The sequence below is a fragment of the Photobacterium sp. GB-210 genome, assembly GCF_003026075.1.
Classification (GTDB): domain Bacteria; phylum Pseudomonadota; class Gammaproteobacteria; order Enterobacterales; family Vibrionaceae; genus Photobacterium.
The window spans coordinates 604171-619787 of record NZ_PYNU01000001.1 but is presented as its reverse complement, the minus strand read 5'-3'; the positions used below and the strand labels follow the sequence as shown (position 1 = coordinate 619787).

At 39.6% G+C, this 15617-nt stretch carries 15 protein-coding genes and 1 pseudogene; 9 read left to right on the top strand and 7 right to left on the bottom strand.

The genetic code is table 11. The features are described 5' to 3' along the window. Positions 1–4 precede the first annotated feature (4 nt). Genes cyoB through C9J38_RS02820 form a run of 7 tightly spaced genes read left to right on the top strand, consistent with a single transcriptional unit; the run spans position 5 to position 5631 of the window. Positions 5–2056 (top strand): cytochrome o ubiquinol oxidase subunit I, encoded by a 2052-nt coding sequence (cyoB, locus tag C9J38_RS02850; RefSeq protein ID WP_199187009.1) that lies wholly within the window; start codon positions 5–7, stop codon positions 2054–2056. 15 nt (positions 2057–2071) lie between these two features. Further along, on the top strand, positions 2072–2716 hold the full coding sequence (cyoC, locus tag C9J38_RS02845; protein ID WP_107205777.1) for a cytochrome o ubiquinol oxidase subunit III: 645 nt from the start codon (positions 2072–2074) through the stop codon (positions 2714–2716). After that, positions 2716–3054, top strand: coding sequence for a cytochrome o ubiquinol oxidase subunit IV (cyoD, locus tag C9J38_RS02840; protein ID WP_005367198.1), 339 nt, complete (start codon positions 2716–2718; stop codon positions 3052–3054). Before cyoC ends, cyoD begins: the two co-directional genes overlap by 1 nt. Positions 3055–3066: 12 nt before the next feature. Next, complete coding sequence (gene cyoE / locus C9J38_RS02835) at positions 3067–3984, top strand: heme o synthase (RefSeq protein ID WP_045082985.1); 918 nt, start codon at positions 3067–3069, stop codon at positions 3982–3984. Continuing rightward, positions 3984–4604: an SCO family protein gene (locus C9J38_RS02830; RefSeq protein WP_107205776.1), complete on the top strand. Its 621-nt coding sequence runs from the start codon at positions 3984–3986 to the stop codon at positions 4602–4604. Before cyoE ends, C9J38_RS02830 begins: the two co-directional genes overlap by 1 nt. A gap of 17 nt (positions 4605–4621) precedes the next feature. Continuing rightward, positions 4622–5119, top strand: coding sequence for a copper chaperone PCu(A)C (locus C9J38_RS02825; RefSeq protein WP_107205775.1), 498 nt, complete (start codon positions 4622–4624; stop codon positions 5117–5119). A gap of 14 nt (positions 5120–5133) precedes the next feature. Continuing rightward, positions 5134–5631, top strand: a complete 498-nt coding sequence (locus tag C9J38_RS02820; RefSeq protein WP_107205774.1) for a hypothetical protein — start codon at positions 5134–5136, stop codon at positions 5629–5631. Positions 5632–5719: 88 nt separating this feature from the next. On the opposite strand, the gene C9J38_RS02815 is transcribed toward C9J38_RS02820, so the two are convergent. Beyond that, positions 5720–6085 (bottom strand): hypothetical protein, encoded by a 366-nt coding sequence (locus tag C9J38_RS02815; protein WP_107205773.1) that lies wholly within the window; start codon positions 6083–6085, stop codon positions 5720–5722. A 132-nt stretch (positions 6086–6217) separates the two neighbouring features. Here C9J38_RS02815 and C9J38_RS02810 point away from each other — a divergent pair. Further along, positions 6218–6754: pseudogene (locus tag C9J38_RS02810) on the top strand (peptidase T); the annotation flags it as partial. A gap of 112 nt (positions 6755–6866) precedes the next feature. Here C9J38_RS02810 and C9J38_RS02805 read toward each other — a convergent pair. Then, a complete protein-coding gene (locus C9J38_RS02805; RefSeq protein WP_107205772.1) occupies positions 6867–7514 on the bottom strand; it encodes a hypothetical protein in 648 nt (215 codons plus the stop codon). 491 nt (positions 7515–8005) lie between these two features. After that, on the bottom strand, positions 8006–8686 hold the full coding sequence (locus C9J38_RS02800; RefSeq protein WP_107205771.1) for a hypothetical protein: 681 nt from the start codon (positions 8684–8686) through the stop codon (positions 8006–8008). Positions 8687–9027: 341 nt separating this feature from the next. On the opposite strand from C9J38_RS02800, the gene C9J38_RS02795 reads away from it, so the two are divergent. Then, positions 9028–9876, top strand: a complete 849-nt coding sequence (locus C9J38_RS02795; protein WP_107205770.1) for a LysR family transcriptional regulator — start codon at positions 9028–9030, stop codon at positions 9874–9876. Positions 9877–9903: 27 nt separating this feature from the next. Here the strand turns inward: C9J38_RS02795 and C9J38_RS02790 are convergent, their stop codons facing one another. The 4 genes from C9J38_RS02790 to torA all read right to left on the bottom strand — a co-directional run bounded on the left by C9J38_RS02790 (position 9904) and on the right by torA (position 15550). Beyond that, the gene (locus tag C9J38_RS02790; protein ID WP_107205769.1) at positions 9904–11289 is read right to left on the bottom strand and encodes a sensor domain-containing diguanylate cyclase; all 1386 of its coding nucleotides are present in this window, start codon (positions 11287–11289) and stop codon (positions 9904–9906) included. 276 nt (positions 11290–11565) lie between these two features. Beyond that, positions 11566–12348 (bottom strand): TSUP family transporter, encoded by a 783-nt coding sequence (locus tag C9J38_RS02785; protein WP_107205768.1) that lies wholly within the window; start codon positions 12346–12348, stop codon positions 11566–11568. Between the two features lie 135 nt (positions 12349–12483). Further along, positions 12484–12936 carry a group II truncated hemoglobin gene (locus C9J38_RS02780; protein WP_107205767.1) on the bottom strand — a complete coding sequence of 151 codons (453 nt, stop codon included), beginning with the start codon at positions 12934–12936 and terminating at the stop codon, positions 12484–12486. Between the two features lie 133 nt (positions 12937–13069). Then, positions 13070–15550, bottom strand: a complete 2481-nt coding sequence (torA, locus tag C9J38_RS02775; protein WP_107205766.1) for a trimethylamine-N-oxide reductase TorA — start codon at positions 15548–15550, stop codon at positions 13070–13072. Between the last annotated feature and the right edge of the window lie 67 nt (positions 15551–15617).

The following is a 15617-nucleotide window of genomic DNA, read 5'->3' as shown; positions in this document are numbered from 1 at the left end:
TCCTATCTTCGGCAAACTAAATTGGGATGTAATTCCATTTACAGACCCAGTCATATTACCTGTTATGCTAGGCGCTCTTTTGGGTGGACTAGCACTTGTGGCTGCAATCACTTACTACGGTAAGTGGAAGTATTTATGGGAACAGTGGTTTACTTCCGTCGACCATAAGAAAATCGGTATCATGTACATCATTGTTGCGGCAGTGATGCTTTTCCGAGGTTTTGCTGACGCCTTCATGATGCGAACCCAGCAAGCAGCAGCAACCATCAATGGAACGGGTTATTTACCTCCAGAGCACTACGACCAAGTCTTTAGTGCCCATGGTGTAATCATGATTTTCTTCGTTGCCATGCCATTCGTGGTTGGCCTGATGAACATCATCGTTCCACTTCAAATTGGTGCACGTGACGTAGCCTTCCCATTCTTGAACTCTTTGAGCTTCTGGCTATTTGTTGTTGGTGCAATTCTGATTAACATGTCTCTGTTTATCGGTGAATTCGCTGCAACAGGTTGGCTTGCTTACCCACCATTATCTGGTATGGAATACAGTCCTTGGGTAGGTGTCGACTACTGGCTTTGGGCGCTACAGATCTCTGGTATCGGTACCCTACTGACCGGTGTTAACTTTGTTGTAACCATTATTCGCATGCGTGCACCAGGTATGAAACTGATGCAAATGCCTGTGTTTACATGGACATCGCTATGTGCGAACGCACTGATTGTTTTGGCTTTCCCAATTCTGACAGTAACGTTAACGCTACTAACACTTGACCGTTACATTGGCACCCATTTCTTCACCACAGATATGGGCGGTAACGTAATGATGTACGTTAACCTTATCTGGGCATGGGGTCACCCTGAAGTATACATTCTGATTTTACCTGCTTTTGGTATCTTCTCAGAAATCACAGCGACATTCTCACGTAAGCGTCTATTCGGCTATGTCTCACTTGTGTGGGCAACAGCCGTTATCATGATTCTGTCATTCGTGGTATGGCTACACCACTTCTTCACCATGGGTGCAGGGGCAAGTGTTAACGCCTTCTTTGGTATTGCTACGATGATTATCTCTATTCCAACCGGGGTTAAGATATTCAACTGGCTATTTACCATGTACAAAGGTCGCGTTGAGTTTTCAGCGAGCATGTGGTGGACAATTGCATTCCTGATTACCTTCACAATTGGTGGTATGACAGGTGTAATGCTTGCAGTTCCAGCAGCGAACTTCGTACTGCACAACAGCTTGTTCGTTATCGCTCACTTCCATAACGTAATTATCGGTGGTGCGCTATTCGGTTACTTTGCAGGTTTCACTTACTGGTTCCCGAAAGCAACGGGTTTCAAGCTAGACGAAAAACTAGGCAAGCTTTCTTGTCTTCTTTGGACTATCGGTTTCTTTGTAACCTTCATGCCAATTTACGTTCTAGGTTTCAGCGGTATGACACGTCGTCTAAATGTTGCTGATAATCCAGAATGGGCACCACTACTTTGGATCTCTGCATTTGGTGTATTCATCATTGCATCGGCTATTGCGACTCAGTTCTACCAAGTTTACGTAAGTATTCGTGACCGTAAGCAAAACCTTGATCTTACTGGTGACCCATGGGATGGACGTACGCTTGAGTGGGCAACCTCTTCGCCACCAGCGTTCTACAACTTCGCAGTTCTCCCTAAGATTCACGACCGTGATGAGCACCACTATGCAAAAGAGAACGGTTTAGCGTACAAAGCGCCTGAACGTTACAAGCGCATTCATATGCCGAAGAATACTTGGGCAGGTGTTGTGATCAGCGCATTCGCATTAACACTCGGTTTTGCTTTTGTATGGCACATCTGGTGGATGGTAATCGCTAGCGGTGTTGGTATTTTGGCGTCATGGATTGCATACAGCTTTGAGCGCAACAAAGACTACTACGTTGAAGTTGCTGAAGTTGAAGCAATTGAGCGTGCACATCTAGCACGTGTTTATGGCGAACAAGGTTCGACAAGCGAAGAAAACAAAGACGAAGATCAGGATGAAGATGATTCGTCTGACCTAAAACCTGTTACGGCATAGGGACTGACAGCAATTATGACTACAGAAGTTAAACATACATTTGAACCAAACGTCGCTGCTCAGTCACATGGCGGTCATGATCACGACGATCATGACCATCATGATTACGCAGGCGATACAGTCTTTGGTTTCTGGATTTATATCCTTAGTGACTGTTTATTATTCGGTACGCTTTTCGCAGTGTTTGCCGTTTTCTCAAACAGCTTTGCTGGACAAATTGAGCCAACTGAACTGTTCAACTTAACTTTCGTTGCTGGTGAAACTGCCCTACTTCTTCTAAGTAGTTTCACTTTTGGCATGGCAATGCTTAAGGCGAACAAAGAAGACATGAAAGGAATGCTCAAATGGTTGGGCATTACCTTTGCGCTCGGTCTGTCTTTCTTAGTAATGGAGCTTTATGAGTTCTGGCATTTCAGTAATGAAGGTGCCACTTTCCACAGCAGTGCATACTGGTCATCTTTTTATGCACTTGTTGCAACGCACGGCCTTCACGTATTTGCTGGCCTGATTTGGATGATTGTTCTATTCGTCCACTTCAAGCGTGATGGTTTTTCTGAAGATAATAAGACGCGTCTAGCTTGCCTGAGCTTATTCTGGCACTTCCTAGATGTTATTTGGATCTGTGTATTCAGCGTTGTTTACTTGATGGGGGTATTGTAATGGCTAATTCATCTGAGCACGGCCAAGGTGGACAGGCTCACGGTAGTGTAAAAGAGTATTTAAATGGCTTGATTCTATCCATCATTCTAACTGTAGTACCTTTTGTTATGGTGATGGCTGGAATCGGTTCTAAGCCGCTAATTATCGGCGTAATCATGGTTTTCGCCGTCGCGCAAATTTTTGTTCAACTTGTTTACTTTTTACATATGAACACCTCATCAAAGCAGATGTGGAATACCTCCTCCGCTGTTTTTGTTGTGGTAATTGTCGCAATTATCCTCATCGGTTCGTTGTGGATTATGGAACACCTAAATCACAACATGCTGATGGGTCACTAATAGGGTTACAGGATGTATAGACCTTATCTAAAAATCACCAAACCCGGTATTATCGGCGGCAACTTAGTTGCCGCCATCGGTGGTGTGCTTCTCGCTTCTCAAGGCAATATCGATTGGCTATTACTGCTTGCTGTTTGTATGGGTACTAGCCTAATCGTTGCGTCTGGCTGTGTTTTCAACAACGTGATCGATAAAGATATCGATCGCTTAATGAAACGCACCTGTGAAAGAGAGCTCGTTAAAAATGTTATACCTGTATCTCATGCGCTTATCTGGGCTACGGTATTAGGTTTATCTGGCTTTTATATACTAAGTCAATTTACAACAACGGTTGCATTGCAATTTGGTGTGCTCGGGTTCGTTGTTTATGTCGGTTTATATAGCCTTTATTACAAGCGTAAATCCGTTTACGGCACATTGATAGGCGGACTTTCAGGCGCATGTCCTCCGGTTATCGGTTATTGCGCAGTAACAGGTCACTTTGATGCAGGCGCTGCAATCTTATTCATTACTTTCTGTATCTGGCAACTTCCGCATTCCTATGCCATTGCCATTTACCGATTTGATGATTACAAAGCAGCATCTATTCCCGTTCTACCTGTAGAAGTGGGTATCGCACGTGCTCGTTTACACATCATCGCTTACATTATTGCCTTTGCTGTTGCTGCTTTAGCACTTAACTACCTAGGTTATGCGGGTAGCTGGTATGCACTGGGTGTGGGTTTAGTCAGTCTTCACTGGTTATATATTGCCAAAGTGGGCTACCAAAAAGTGCCAGATGCGCAATGGGGCAAACAGATGTTACTTTGCTCAATCGCTAACATCATGGTGTTTTGTTTACTTATTTCTCTCGACTTTTCAGCGGGAGACCTATCAGAAAATTATCAAGCTAGTAATACAGTAGTTTCTACTCTGCTGGAGCGAAGTTAATGACGAAAAACCCTGTAAAAATTGTGCTCCTTCTTGGAGCACTTGCCCTCGCTGGCATTTTCGCGCTTTACATAACTAACAGTACAACCCCGATTGGAGATAGACAGAAAGCACTGAAAGATCTTGGCGGTGAATTTCAACTAAATAGCCGTGATGGCACCGTCAGCCTTGGTCAATTTAAAGGACAAACTGTCGTTCTCTACTTTGGATTCCTAAACTGTGCTGAAGTCTGCCCTTCTTCTATGGGCGTGATGTCGACAGCTTTTTCTATGTTGCCACCTGAAGAATATGCCAACGTACAAGGTATCTTTATCAGTGTCGATCCAGGTCGTGATGATCTTGATTCTCTTGACAAGTTTGCTAAGTATTTTGATAAACGCATTAAAGGGCTAACAGGAACAAAAGAAGAAATAGACGCTTTAACAGAACAATATGGTGTTTACTTTGATTTAGTTGATATGGCGTCTTCTGAACTTAGCTACACCGTAGACCACGCTTCTCGTTTCTATATTATAAACCCAGAAGGAAAGCTGGTTGATGCAATGAGCCATACAACGACACCTATTGAACTAGCTGCTGGTATTGACCGTGCACATAGCAACGCGCTTGCTAAAAACTAAAATGTATAGGGAAAATAATGAAAAAGACCGTATTATCGATCGCGTTGGCACTGGTTGCATTCCAAGCTTCTGCACACGACCACAGTGCTCATGACACTGCAGTGGCTGACACGAAGACATACCATCAAGTACAAACCGTTAATGACGTCCTTACGATTGAAAATGCTCGTGCTAAAGCCACTATTCCAGGGGTAAAGGTTAGCGCAGGTTATATGAAGATCACCAACGATACCGATGAGCCTATCCGCCTTGTAGAGGCAAACTCATCTATCGCAAAACACACAGAGTTCCATCGTATGTTTATGCGTGATAGTCAGATGGCGATGCGTAAAGTTGATGCTCTTGAGATCCCTGCAAATGGTTCTATTGAGCTAAAACCAAAAGATTACCACCTAATGTTTATGGGTGTTAAAGAAGCTTTAAAGCCAGGCCAAGAAATCAAAGTGACTTTAGTTGCTGACAACGGTGAAAAGTTTGACGTGCAACTCACTGTTATGCCGATGACCAAGTATTGATTCGGAGTATAAATATGAAGTTATTTGCTTGTGTGCTAGGTTCGCTACTCGCGTTACCCAGCTTGTTTAATATCGCTCAAGCGAAAACATCAATGGACAGTATTCTTGAGAGCCAAGCTATCCCCTGCTCTTCTGAGCTAAGGGATTTGGCAACAGTCTCGTTAAAAGATAATCCTCATCGAATGCTGCCTTACGTGAGTAAGTCTGATGATGTGCACCTTTTCAATGCACTGGCGGTAACCACTTATCGTGATCGTCAAAGCCATGTGACTTTTCATGGTGTGAAAAATATCGAAGGTGGATGTGACACTTCAGTCACTGAAAGTTATATTTTGCAAACGTCTTGTGCAGACGCTCGCCATGAAGCTTTTAGCAAATGGGATTTCGAAGGGAAACTGAATGAACATACCTATGTGCTAAAGAGCAAAAAAATCAAAGGCAAACAAGCGTTTCTTACAGAGCAATTCTCAAACTTTTGCTTAGTAACAACACGACAAGTGATTAGTAACTAACTACAGTCATAATCAATATCAATGCCCTGTTTCTTGATTATTCAAGTACAGGGCATTTTTTTATTCGTCACGCTACAAAGCATAAACGTTAGCCGTTATAGCCTTTGTTTGAAGTCAGTTTCGCTAAGCCTTTCACCATGCGGAAGATAAACCAAATCCACACAGCAAAAAGCAATAAATAACCGACAAAGAAAGCAATTAACAAAACACCAAGAATGGATAAGCCAAAAAACCACCAAAATGTTGTAATGATATTGCTATAGTGATCAGCAAAGATAGTCCCTTGCGCATCACCTTTTTTTACCATCGCCCAAATTATACCAATAATAGTCAAAAAACCTGTTAACAAACCAACTAGCATCAAGCCATAGGCAATTAATGCGTTTGTTTTTGCAGCTTTATCTTTTTCTGTCATGGTTGGATTAATCACCACTTCTTCTTGCATCTCTGACATGTAAAACTCCTAACGTTGTCAGTTATTCATCCGATCAATATGATGGTGAAAATACTATATAGGTCTTTTTTTACTTGCAACGTAACACCTTGCTATGAAACGAGATACACAATGTTATTCGATGAATATCTAAATTCATTATTTATGGCGCATCAATTCATCAGCATGTTGCCAGCAGGTGAAGCACCACAATATACCGAAGGGCGCGAAGGTTATTACTGGGTAAAAGAAATGACAGGCAACAGTGCTAAAACAGTACTGAAGCTTGATATTCGTGATTTCAGCCAACAGGGCTATCGCGATCGCATGGCATTTTTACAAAACCTTGCCGATAACTGTGCCACATTGTGGGGTGAATCAACCATCTCGATTCAATTAGATAACCGCTACAAGAATGTCGCAAATAGCTTAGAAGGTGAAGCGAGATTCCCTATCGATATAGCCAAAGAAGCATACACACGCAATAACATAGCGATGAACGCGATCCCAATGCGAGGCGGCTATGATGGCGCAGTGTTGTCACAAAAAGGCTTACCTTGCCCTAACCTTTTCACAGGGGCACATAACTTCCATTCTATTTATGAGTATCTGCCGGTTAAGTCGCTACAAGCGGCGAGTTCTGTTGTAACCGAGATAATCAAAATCACCTGCGAGCGATACAGTAAATAAGCTAATAAACTTATTGCTACGCCGTTTAGTAGACTCTGATTAATAAAAAAACCGATCGAATGATCGGTTTTTTATTGAAGATAGAGTGAGCTTATTTTTGGACAGATATGAGCTAAATAACATCGCTAGATACTGAGGATACATAAGAAAGCAAAGATATACATTTAAGCGCATTCAACTTGGTACCATAATCTAAATGCCTTGAATCACCATGTAATATTCCATTTCTATTTGGGGCAATTCCCTTATCTTCAGCGGTAGAGTTATCGATTGTCTTTTGAAACTGAGTGTCCGCAAGAAGTGGTGCTAAGGCAAATCCTAATTCTGGTTTTTCTTCAATTAATGTCTTAATAACTCTATGCCTTTGGTCTTTTTTTGTATAAAGATATTTATTAATTTTTTCAAATAATATACCGTCAGATTGAGTTAATAATAACGGAATACAAGCGATATAGTTTCCACCCCTGAATAAATTAAACGCATTATTTATAATATGGCTTCTATTTGGATGATTTCTTACAATGCTTTTCTCAATATAATCAAGTTCTATAGTAATCTCTTCTGACATGTACTCATCTAATTCATTTTGCCCCTGAAGTACACTGTTTACATAACTAAAATCAATAACATCACAGGGAAACCATCCCATTTCAGCAGATTTTTTATACATTTTACTCTGATGAATATAGGATTCATTCAAAGCTTCTGCCATTTGATAAAAAAGCTCTTTAAGTTCTGCATTTATATCTGAAAAATTCATTAATATACTTTCCTAGTGATTTTAATCATATGCACTGTGAATAATTTAACTCTATAAAATCAACAAAACACTCCCCCTAAAGCCCCACAATCATAATCAATTTAACTCATAAATATCATGAACTTGATCGCATCATTTTGTTTCAAAGTATTTATTTGAAATGTAGAAAGTAAGAAATATTTCAAATAACCCTGATTGACGTAGAATTATATAAACAAAACTAATCCAAAATCACTTTGTAAATACGGGGATTCCATATACGTTGGTTCATAACCGAGTCAACGCAGATCTCGCTGAATCGAAGATGGACAGCAATGTGTTAATTACTTAACTCTATTTGGACTAATAGATATTAGAAATAACTATGAGGGATATTCCTTTTGTTGAGTACTTTAAATTGGCTGTGCAAAAAACATCCTTATTTATTAGTTTTTCTTTTAAGTATTTCAAATTTATATTTTATGTGCAGTGAAGATTTTTGGTTACAAGGTTTAATTTATAAAGTATTTATCCATTTTTCTTTCTTGATTAATAATTTCTGAAATTACCTTATTTATATTGTGTATTCTAGCTATCGCATCAATTTTGAAAAACTCAGTAAATTTTTTATCCTGCTTTGCTCTATTACATTTTATACACAATATAATGGCATTATTGACCAGATATCCATCATTAGTTCTCATTACAAAATTACCACCCTCGTTTTTACTAAATATAAAATGATCTAACTCATAACCATTGTACATATCAAAACAATTAGCGCATTGGCAATTAAAAGCTTTAAGTACTGTTAACGTGTAAAGCTTTTTATATTCATTTTCAATTTTATTTCCCCGCTTGTAATCATTGTCATTAATAACATAGTCAAATCGATTAATAGAAGGTTGTTGTGTTCTTATTTTTTCTAGTATCAATGAATCTTTTAGCTGTTTATTTTCATTATCTTTGCGTAACTTTTCTTCTTTTATTCTTATCGCATTTTGGTGGTTTTTTATACGCTCTGCTTTTGAAGATGCTTTTTTTTCAACTGCTTTTGCTGTGTTTTCTTGCAAATTTATAAAGCGAGAAGTTAAGTTATTGTAGTCAACTTCTTGTTTTATTTTTGTGTCAGTAGAAACAGAAAGATACTGTTGATAACTATATCCTTTCTTCACGCACTCTATTGCTCTCATTTACTCTCTCAGGAAAGTTATAACAACATAAACAGGAGTTCTGTTGTGTAAGTTTAGTTTGAGTAACTATACTCGGTTACGTATATAAATCACGGTACCAGATACATTTTCTTACTATAAAGTCTAAAGACTAAAAATTTTATTAAATTTAAAATAGAGAGGTTAGAGGAATTATAAAATTTATCTTAATTTATGTTAATACTATATGAAGAGTATTAGGCCTAACTTATAATGGAACAATTATGAATTAGCTAGTAAGTTAGCAGCAATAAGTAAGCACCTCGCCTCCTCTCCTATAATCACGTATGATTAATTCCTCTCTTTCATCAATGGAATGAACTATGTTACTCGAAGGTATTGAAACCTTATTAGTGTTAGCGGAAGAAGGCACCATGAGCCGAACGGGTAGCCGTTTGTATATCAGCCAATCCGCAGTGAGCAAACGGATTGCCAAGTTAGAGGCAACATTGGGCACTAAGCTGATCATTCCTGCGGGGCGATTAATTAAGCTAACCCCTGATGCCCATGCGCTGATTAACAATGTAGGGCCGAGTTTTAATGAAATTCGAGGGCTGATTTTTGAACATCAGAATTTAGACGATCAAAGCATTATTACGATTGATTGCTCTGAAACCTTAGTCGCGGGTTATTTATCACAAGCGATGGGGCAATATTTCCAGCACGATAAATACATTTCAATTACCACTCACCATACCCCAGTGATTGTCGAAAACGTGCAATCTGGTAAGGCTTCAATTGGCTTTTGTGCGGGACATCTACCTGCAAACTATAGTTTTATTGCCGAGCATTTAATCGATGAGCCTTTTAAGGTGGTATTTAACCAACCCTTGACGGCATTACCGAAAGCGTTAGTGGTGAATGATTTAAAAAACCCAGCCAATTATTCTCAAGCAGCAATATTGCAAAAAGTCGGGATTGCACCATTAATGGAGATGGATTCTTACACTGCCGCAGCACAGTTAGCCTTGGCAGGTATGGCGCCAGCACTTGTGCCCCTGTCGATTGTGAACACACTACAGATTGAAGATAGGTTCTGTTTTGATTTTGAAGCGTTATCTGGCTTAACCCGCCCTATTAATCTGATTTATCGTCAAAATAGTTACAAGCTACCTAGGGTCAAAAAACTGGTTAAGACTATCACTGATGTTGTGATCCCAAAAACAATATAACTGATCGCTATCCCGCGAGTAAAAACGCTATTTATTCGCGCTTAACTGCCCTAGCGTGACTTTGTTTTTACCCGTTTTTTTAGATGCATATAGCGCTTCATCAATACACTTCATCACACTGGTTATTGTAAAATCTGGAGTGGTGAATTCACATAACCCGACAGACGATGTCACTGAAAAGTGAGTATCACCAGAGGTAATACGATGCTGTGACAAGGTGTGAAGAATCCGCGTACAAATTTCTTGGCCATGATGACTGTCGGTATTTTCCATTAACAACACAAACTCTTCACCGCCCCAACGCGCAATGATATCGGTGGAACGTAAGTTCGATAAACAAATGTTGGCAAACGCAACCAGTACATCATCACCAACATCATGCCCATAAGTATCATTAACCTGTTTAAAGTTATCGATATCGAATATCGCAATACTGTAGGTTTGGTTGTTGGTTAATGTTGAAATAGCGTCTAGTTTTTCATTTAACAAGCGCCTGTTGGGGAGATGTGTTAACTCATCGGTATATGACGCTTTTTGCAGCATCATATTCATATCAAGGATAGAGTTCTGGCTCCGTTTCAGGTACATCTCGCGCTTATAGACATAAATGCAGATCAAGCAAGAGAGAAAGTAAAGCAAGCACCTTAAATAGAGACTGTTGTCTTGGTAGTTTTTTTGTTGGTTTTGAATAACGAACAACCACTCACCATTCGGCACTTTGACGGTAAAAGAGCTATCGGTTTTTTCGCAACTCTTTTCTATGTTATTAAAAATAGTTAATCGATGGCCATCTGGGTTAAAGCCAAGGATTTTATAATAGCTCTTATTTAGCGCGAGTTTTTCTCGAAATGTATCAAGGTAACTGATCGCATTTACAAACCCTGTAAACTCTTTTTTTTCATTAAATAAGGGTAAGCGTAGAATAAACGCTAGTTTACCGTTTTGAATAAGCTTAACGGGGCCAATTAGGCTCACACTTCGGTTTTCAATGGAAAGTAATACGCCTTTTTTGCGCTCTTTAATATGGTTAAGATCGTGCCCTATCGCGGTATTTTTTGTCTGGTTAGGATAAATGTCGGTAATAATACCTAAAGGCGCATATTGAAGTTCTGAAATAACATCGTTATCAGCCATTACTTTTTTAGCTATTACATCAAATGCTTTCGTATTTTTACTATTTTGAATATTTAATGAATAACTTAATGCTTTAAGGCTAACAACCATACTATTAATTTGTTCATTAATTTTTGTTGTAATGGTCTGACTGATATTTGCAGTATCTTTGTTGATTAATAAATCATGTTTCTTTTTGTTATTAAAAAAGAACAACTCGATAACAATTAACAGTAATAATAAAGAAAATAATATAGCAAAGCTAGAATGCGTTATTCTCACTTTAAATTTGTTATCCATAATGAATCGCTGCCAGCATTAGAGTTGAAATATCAATCGCTTAATCGCACAAATATACTTCATTTCGAATGAAATTAATATCTTATGTGCAAAAAACAAAACAATTTCTTACAACGCTAGGATTTATTTAGAATCTTAAAGAGTAAAATATTTAATTATTATGATTTAGCCTTTTTTTATTTGTTATTCCTATCATTTTTCTTATCTCTTCTTTTATGTAGCACATATGCCACGCTAAATATATGTATAGTGTGGCATGCATTTTATTTACTAATTTTAGAAACCAATAAATTGAAACCATTGTGGGTGTTGATCCCAAAGCAACTTAATCGCCATAATCATCGACATGATAATAACCATTGGACGAATAAACTTTTGTCCTTTATTAATCACAATGTGCGCTCCTAATCGCGCACCAATAAAACCACCAGCTGCCATAATTAAACCCAGTTTCCAAAGAGGTAGCCCCGCGATAATAAAAAAGATAAGCGCAGCGATATTAGAAGTGAAGTTTAATATTTTGGTTCTTGCAGTTGCCTCAACTAAGCCAAACTTGGCAATCGCAACGAAACAAATGGTAAATAAAGAGCCGGTTCCTGGGCCAAAGAAACCATCATAAAAACCTATGGATGTACCCACAGCAAAAGCAAACATCGCTTCTGATAGTTTTGGATCGCCCTGCGGTTTACCGATATTAGGGCTAAAAAGAAAATACAGTGATACAAATATTAATAAAAGAGGAATAAGACTGGTTAATGTACCTGCATCAATATGTTGAACCAACAACGCGCCAATCGCTGAGCCTGTAAAGGTACAGGCTATAGCTAGGCGCATGTCTTTAAGTTTCACTAATCCATTACGGACAAAATACAGTGAGGCTGAAAAGCTACCAAATGAGCTTTGTAATTTATTGGTGGCAAGTACTTGTGCTGGCGGAATACCCACCGACAATAAGGCAGGAACGGTTAATAACCCACCGCCACCAGCAATGGCATCAATAAAGCCGGCTAATCCTGCGACAAAAAACAGTAGTACGAAGATCTCTAACGTTAATTCCATTGCAACTCACATTGTAAGTTATTCTTTAATATCGTGATATTAACGTTATGAATAAAAATACAATAGAGAAAAACAAGACGACAACCTATTCCAACTTGGAATAGGTTGCCGATATCGAAAATGATTGCTCAATGATTACTTTCTGTTACGGCACATTTCGGCGGGGAAGGAAAGCTGTACCATGATGTAACGTTTGAAGGTTTCTTCATAAGGTTGGTCGTCTAACGCTTTTTGCATACACAATAGCCAAGCGTCTTTTTCTGCTAAACCAATATCTAAATGACGGTGTGCGCCCGGTATATTGATCGAACCATACATTTCTGCGTAACGAGATGGCCCCCCCATCCAACCGACTAAAAATGTGGTGAGTTTCGCTTTAGATTCCGTTAAATCAGGGTGATGCATAGCACGTACTGTAGCAGCAACGGGCAACGTATCCATATAGTGATAAAAGGCATCCACTAATTGTTTTACACCTTGCTCACCTCCCGCCGCTTGTAAGGTGCTGTCTCCCACCCCATATACGGGTGCTTTGGCTTTCTTTACACCTGAAAACTCATCTTGCTCTGGGTATTCTGAACTATCCAATCTCGACTCACTGTCTTTTACTGCTTTTGTTTATTTTATTATATCTAAAAAAAATAAAGAGCCCTGTTACTGGCTCTTTATTGTTTGCTTGATGTCACAGCAATGGTTGATTTACTGCTGCTGTTATTAAGCCTTAAGTCACATAAATAGGCCCACTGAATGACGTCACAGGTGGCACTTCGCCAGTGAATTTTTCAATATCAACAACAACGGTATTGGCACTGGTTGCTTGCGCTAACTGTGAGGTTGGAATATCAATGGTAACGGTATTAGGATCGCCATAAGTATCAATCGCACCAATGTCGTTATTCAACGGCCCAAACCATGCCCCTTCGTAAATTCTTATTACGCCTGTTGGGTAATCTTCCGATAATACCGCCCCTGCTAATAATTGCCCGCGATCATTAAAGACTCGAACAATATCACCGTCTTTAATGCCTTTTTTCTTAGCATCATCGGGATTAATATAAACGGGCTCATGATCTTTTACTGCATAGGTATTACGGTATTTTTCCGAATCACACATTTGTGAGTGTAAGCGTTTATTGGGATGGCAAGATTGCAGCCAAAATGGAAATTGCTTCGATTTCGGCCCACCATGTGAACGCTCTTCTTTTTCAAACCACATTGGGTGGCCTTGGCAATGTTCATAGTTATAGCGCGCTATTTTTCGACTATAAATTTCAATGAACCCTGACGGTGTACCCAGTGAATTGATTTCAGGATCTTTTCTGAACGCTTCGTGGCTTACGTAGGTTTGGTCGGTTTTAAATTCGACGATGCCATTTTTCCAAAATTCGTTAAATTCTGGCATTGGGTTACTATTTTTGTTTGCCTCACGACAATCATTATACAGCTGATGTATCCACTGCATTTCTGTCATGCCGCGAGTATATTGCTTACTTTTCCCAAATCGTTCGGTAAGTTCGGTGAAGATCTGAAAATCTGTTTTTGATTGGTATAAGGGATCAATCAATTTATGCATCGCCAATACACCAGAGGTAGAATACGTGCCGTATTGGTCGAGATCATTACGTTCAAACTGCGTACATGCCGGTAATACGATATCAGAGAAACGACACGTTGGCGTCCATGTGTAATCAATATTGACGACGGTTTGTAGTTTTCTAAACGCTTCTTTCATTCGGTTACGTTGTTGATGGTGATTCCATGGATTACAGCCACTAAACACCATCATTTTAATATCGGGTAATACGACGTTACCGCCGTTAAATTTGATCTTTTTCCCCGGTTCCATAATCGAATCAATCCAACGAGCAACAGGAATAACTGAACTATAACCTTTGAAATCATTGTTATTCCAAACTGGCACTTGCCCTTCATCGACATTTCGTGGAAAACCACCTGGCCCTGCTGCGGTACTAAATGGCAGCCCAACACCACTATAGAAATGAGAATAAGACACCCCACCACCGGGTAAGCCTATTTGCCCAAGCATGGATGCCAACACGGCTCCCATCCAATACGGCTGTTCACCATGTTGCTGGCGCTGTACTGCCCAGCCAAACATTATCATGGTGCGATCTTTCACTAATCGACGAGCAAATTTACGAATGTCGTCGGCTTTAACACCACAAATTTTTTCTGCCCATTCTGGGGTTTTCTCGATTTTATCTTTGCCAGTACCAAGTAAGTACGGCAAAAATTCGTTAAACCCTAAGGTATACGTTTCTAAAAATTGTTTATCGTAAAGGTTCTCTTTGTATAAGGTATGGGCAATACCTAACATGAAAGGAACATCGGTTTGGGGGTTCACGTATTGGTGTTCACAACCGAAATATTTTTGGCTTTTCGACACCACAGGATCGACGGATATCATGGTGATCTCGCCCTTCGCGACTTTGTCTTTTAATTGGGCGTAATAACCATAAGAGCCGTGCGTTTCACACTGCCAACCAATCTGACTATTTTTGATCGGATCGTTAGACCACCAAATTAAGGTTTTGGTATCTTTTAAAATGGTTGTCCATGTGGTGGCTTGGGCATAAACCTCGGTTGAACCTAACACGTAAGGCAAAATAACTTGTCCTGCCCCAGTGGAATAATCCCCCACTTTTTTAATAAAGTTGCCATGCATCCCCACCGCACGTTGCATGTGTGAGGTACAGCTTTGGAACTGTCCGGTTTCACGCCAGCCTGTTTGCCCCGCATGCAGTGCCCAAGGACCATAATCTTTTTGGATACGTTGTAATTCTTGGTAGAAGAGATCTAACGCTTCATCCCACGTTACTCGAATAAAGCGATTGTTACCTCGTGTTTCACCACTGTATTTGTTTTTCTTAAGCCAGTCTAACCGCACCATGGGATAACGAATTCTTGAAGGACTATAAATTAACCCTTTAATCCCGTTTAGCATATCAGTTGGATGCTTATCTAATTCAAAGGGTTTAATTTCTGCAACTTGACCGTTATAAATACGCGCTCTGAATGCTCCCCAGTGTGAACCTGTCACTTTCCAAATACCGGGCGGCTCTGTTGATTTTGTGACTTCTTCAGCAGCTTTAGCCGCTTGCATCAGCAATCCAGGACCAATAACAGAAGCGGCACTCGTAGTTGCTAAGCCTTGCAAAAATTTACGTCTACTCAGTGACATAAAAAAATTCCTCACGATTAAAACGTAAAAAGGCTGCTGAACATAATGTATGTTTAGCAACCTTTAG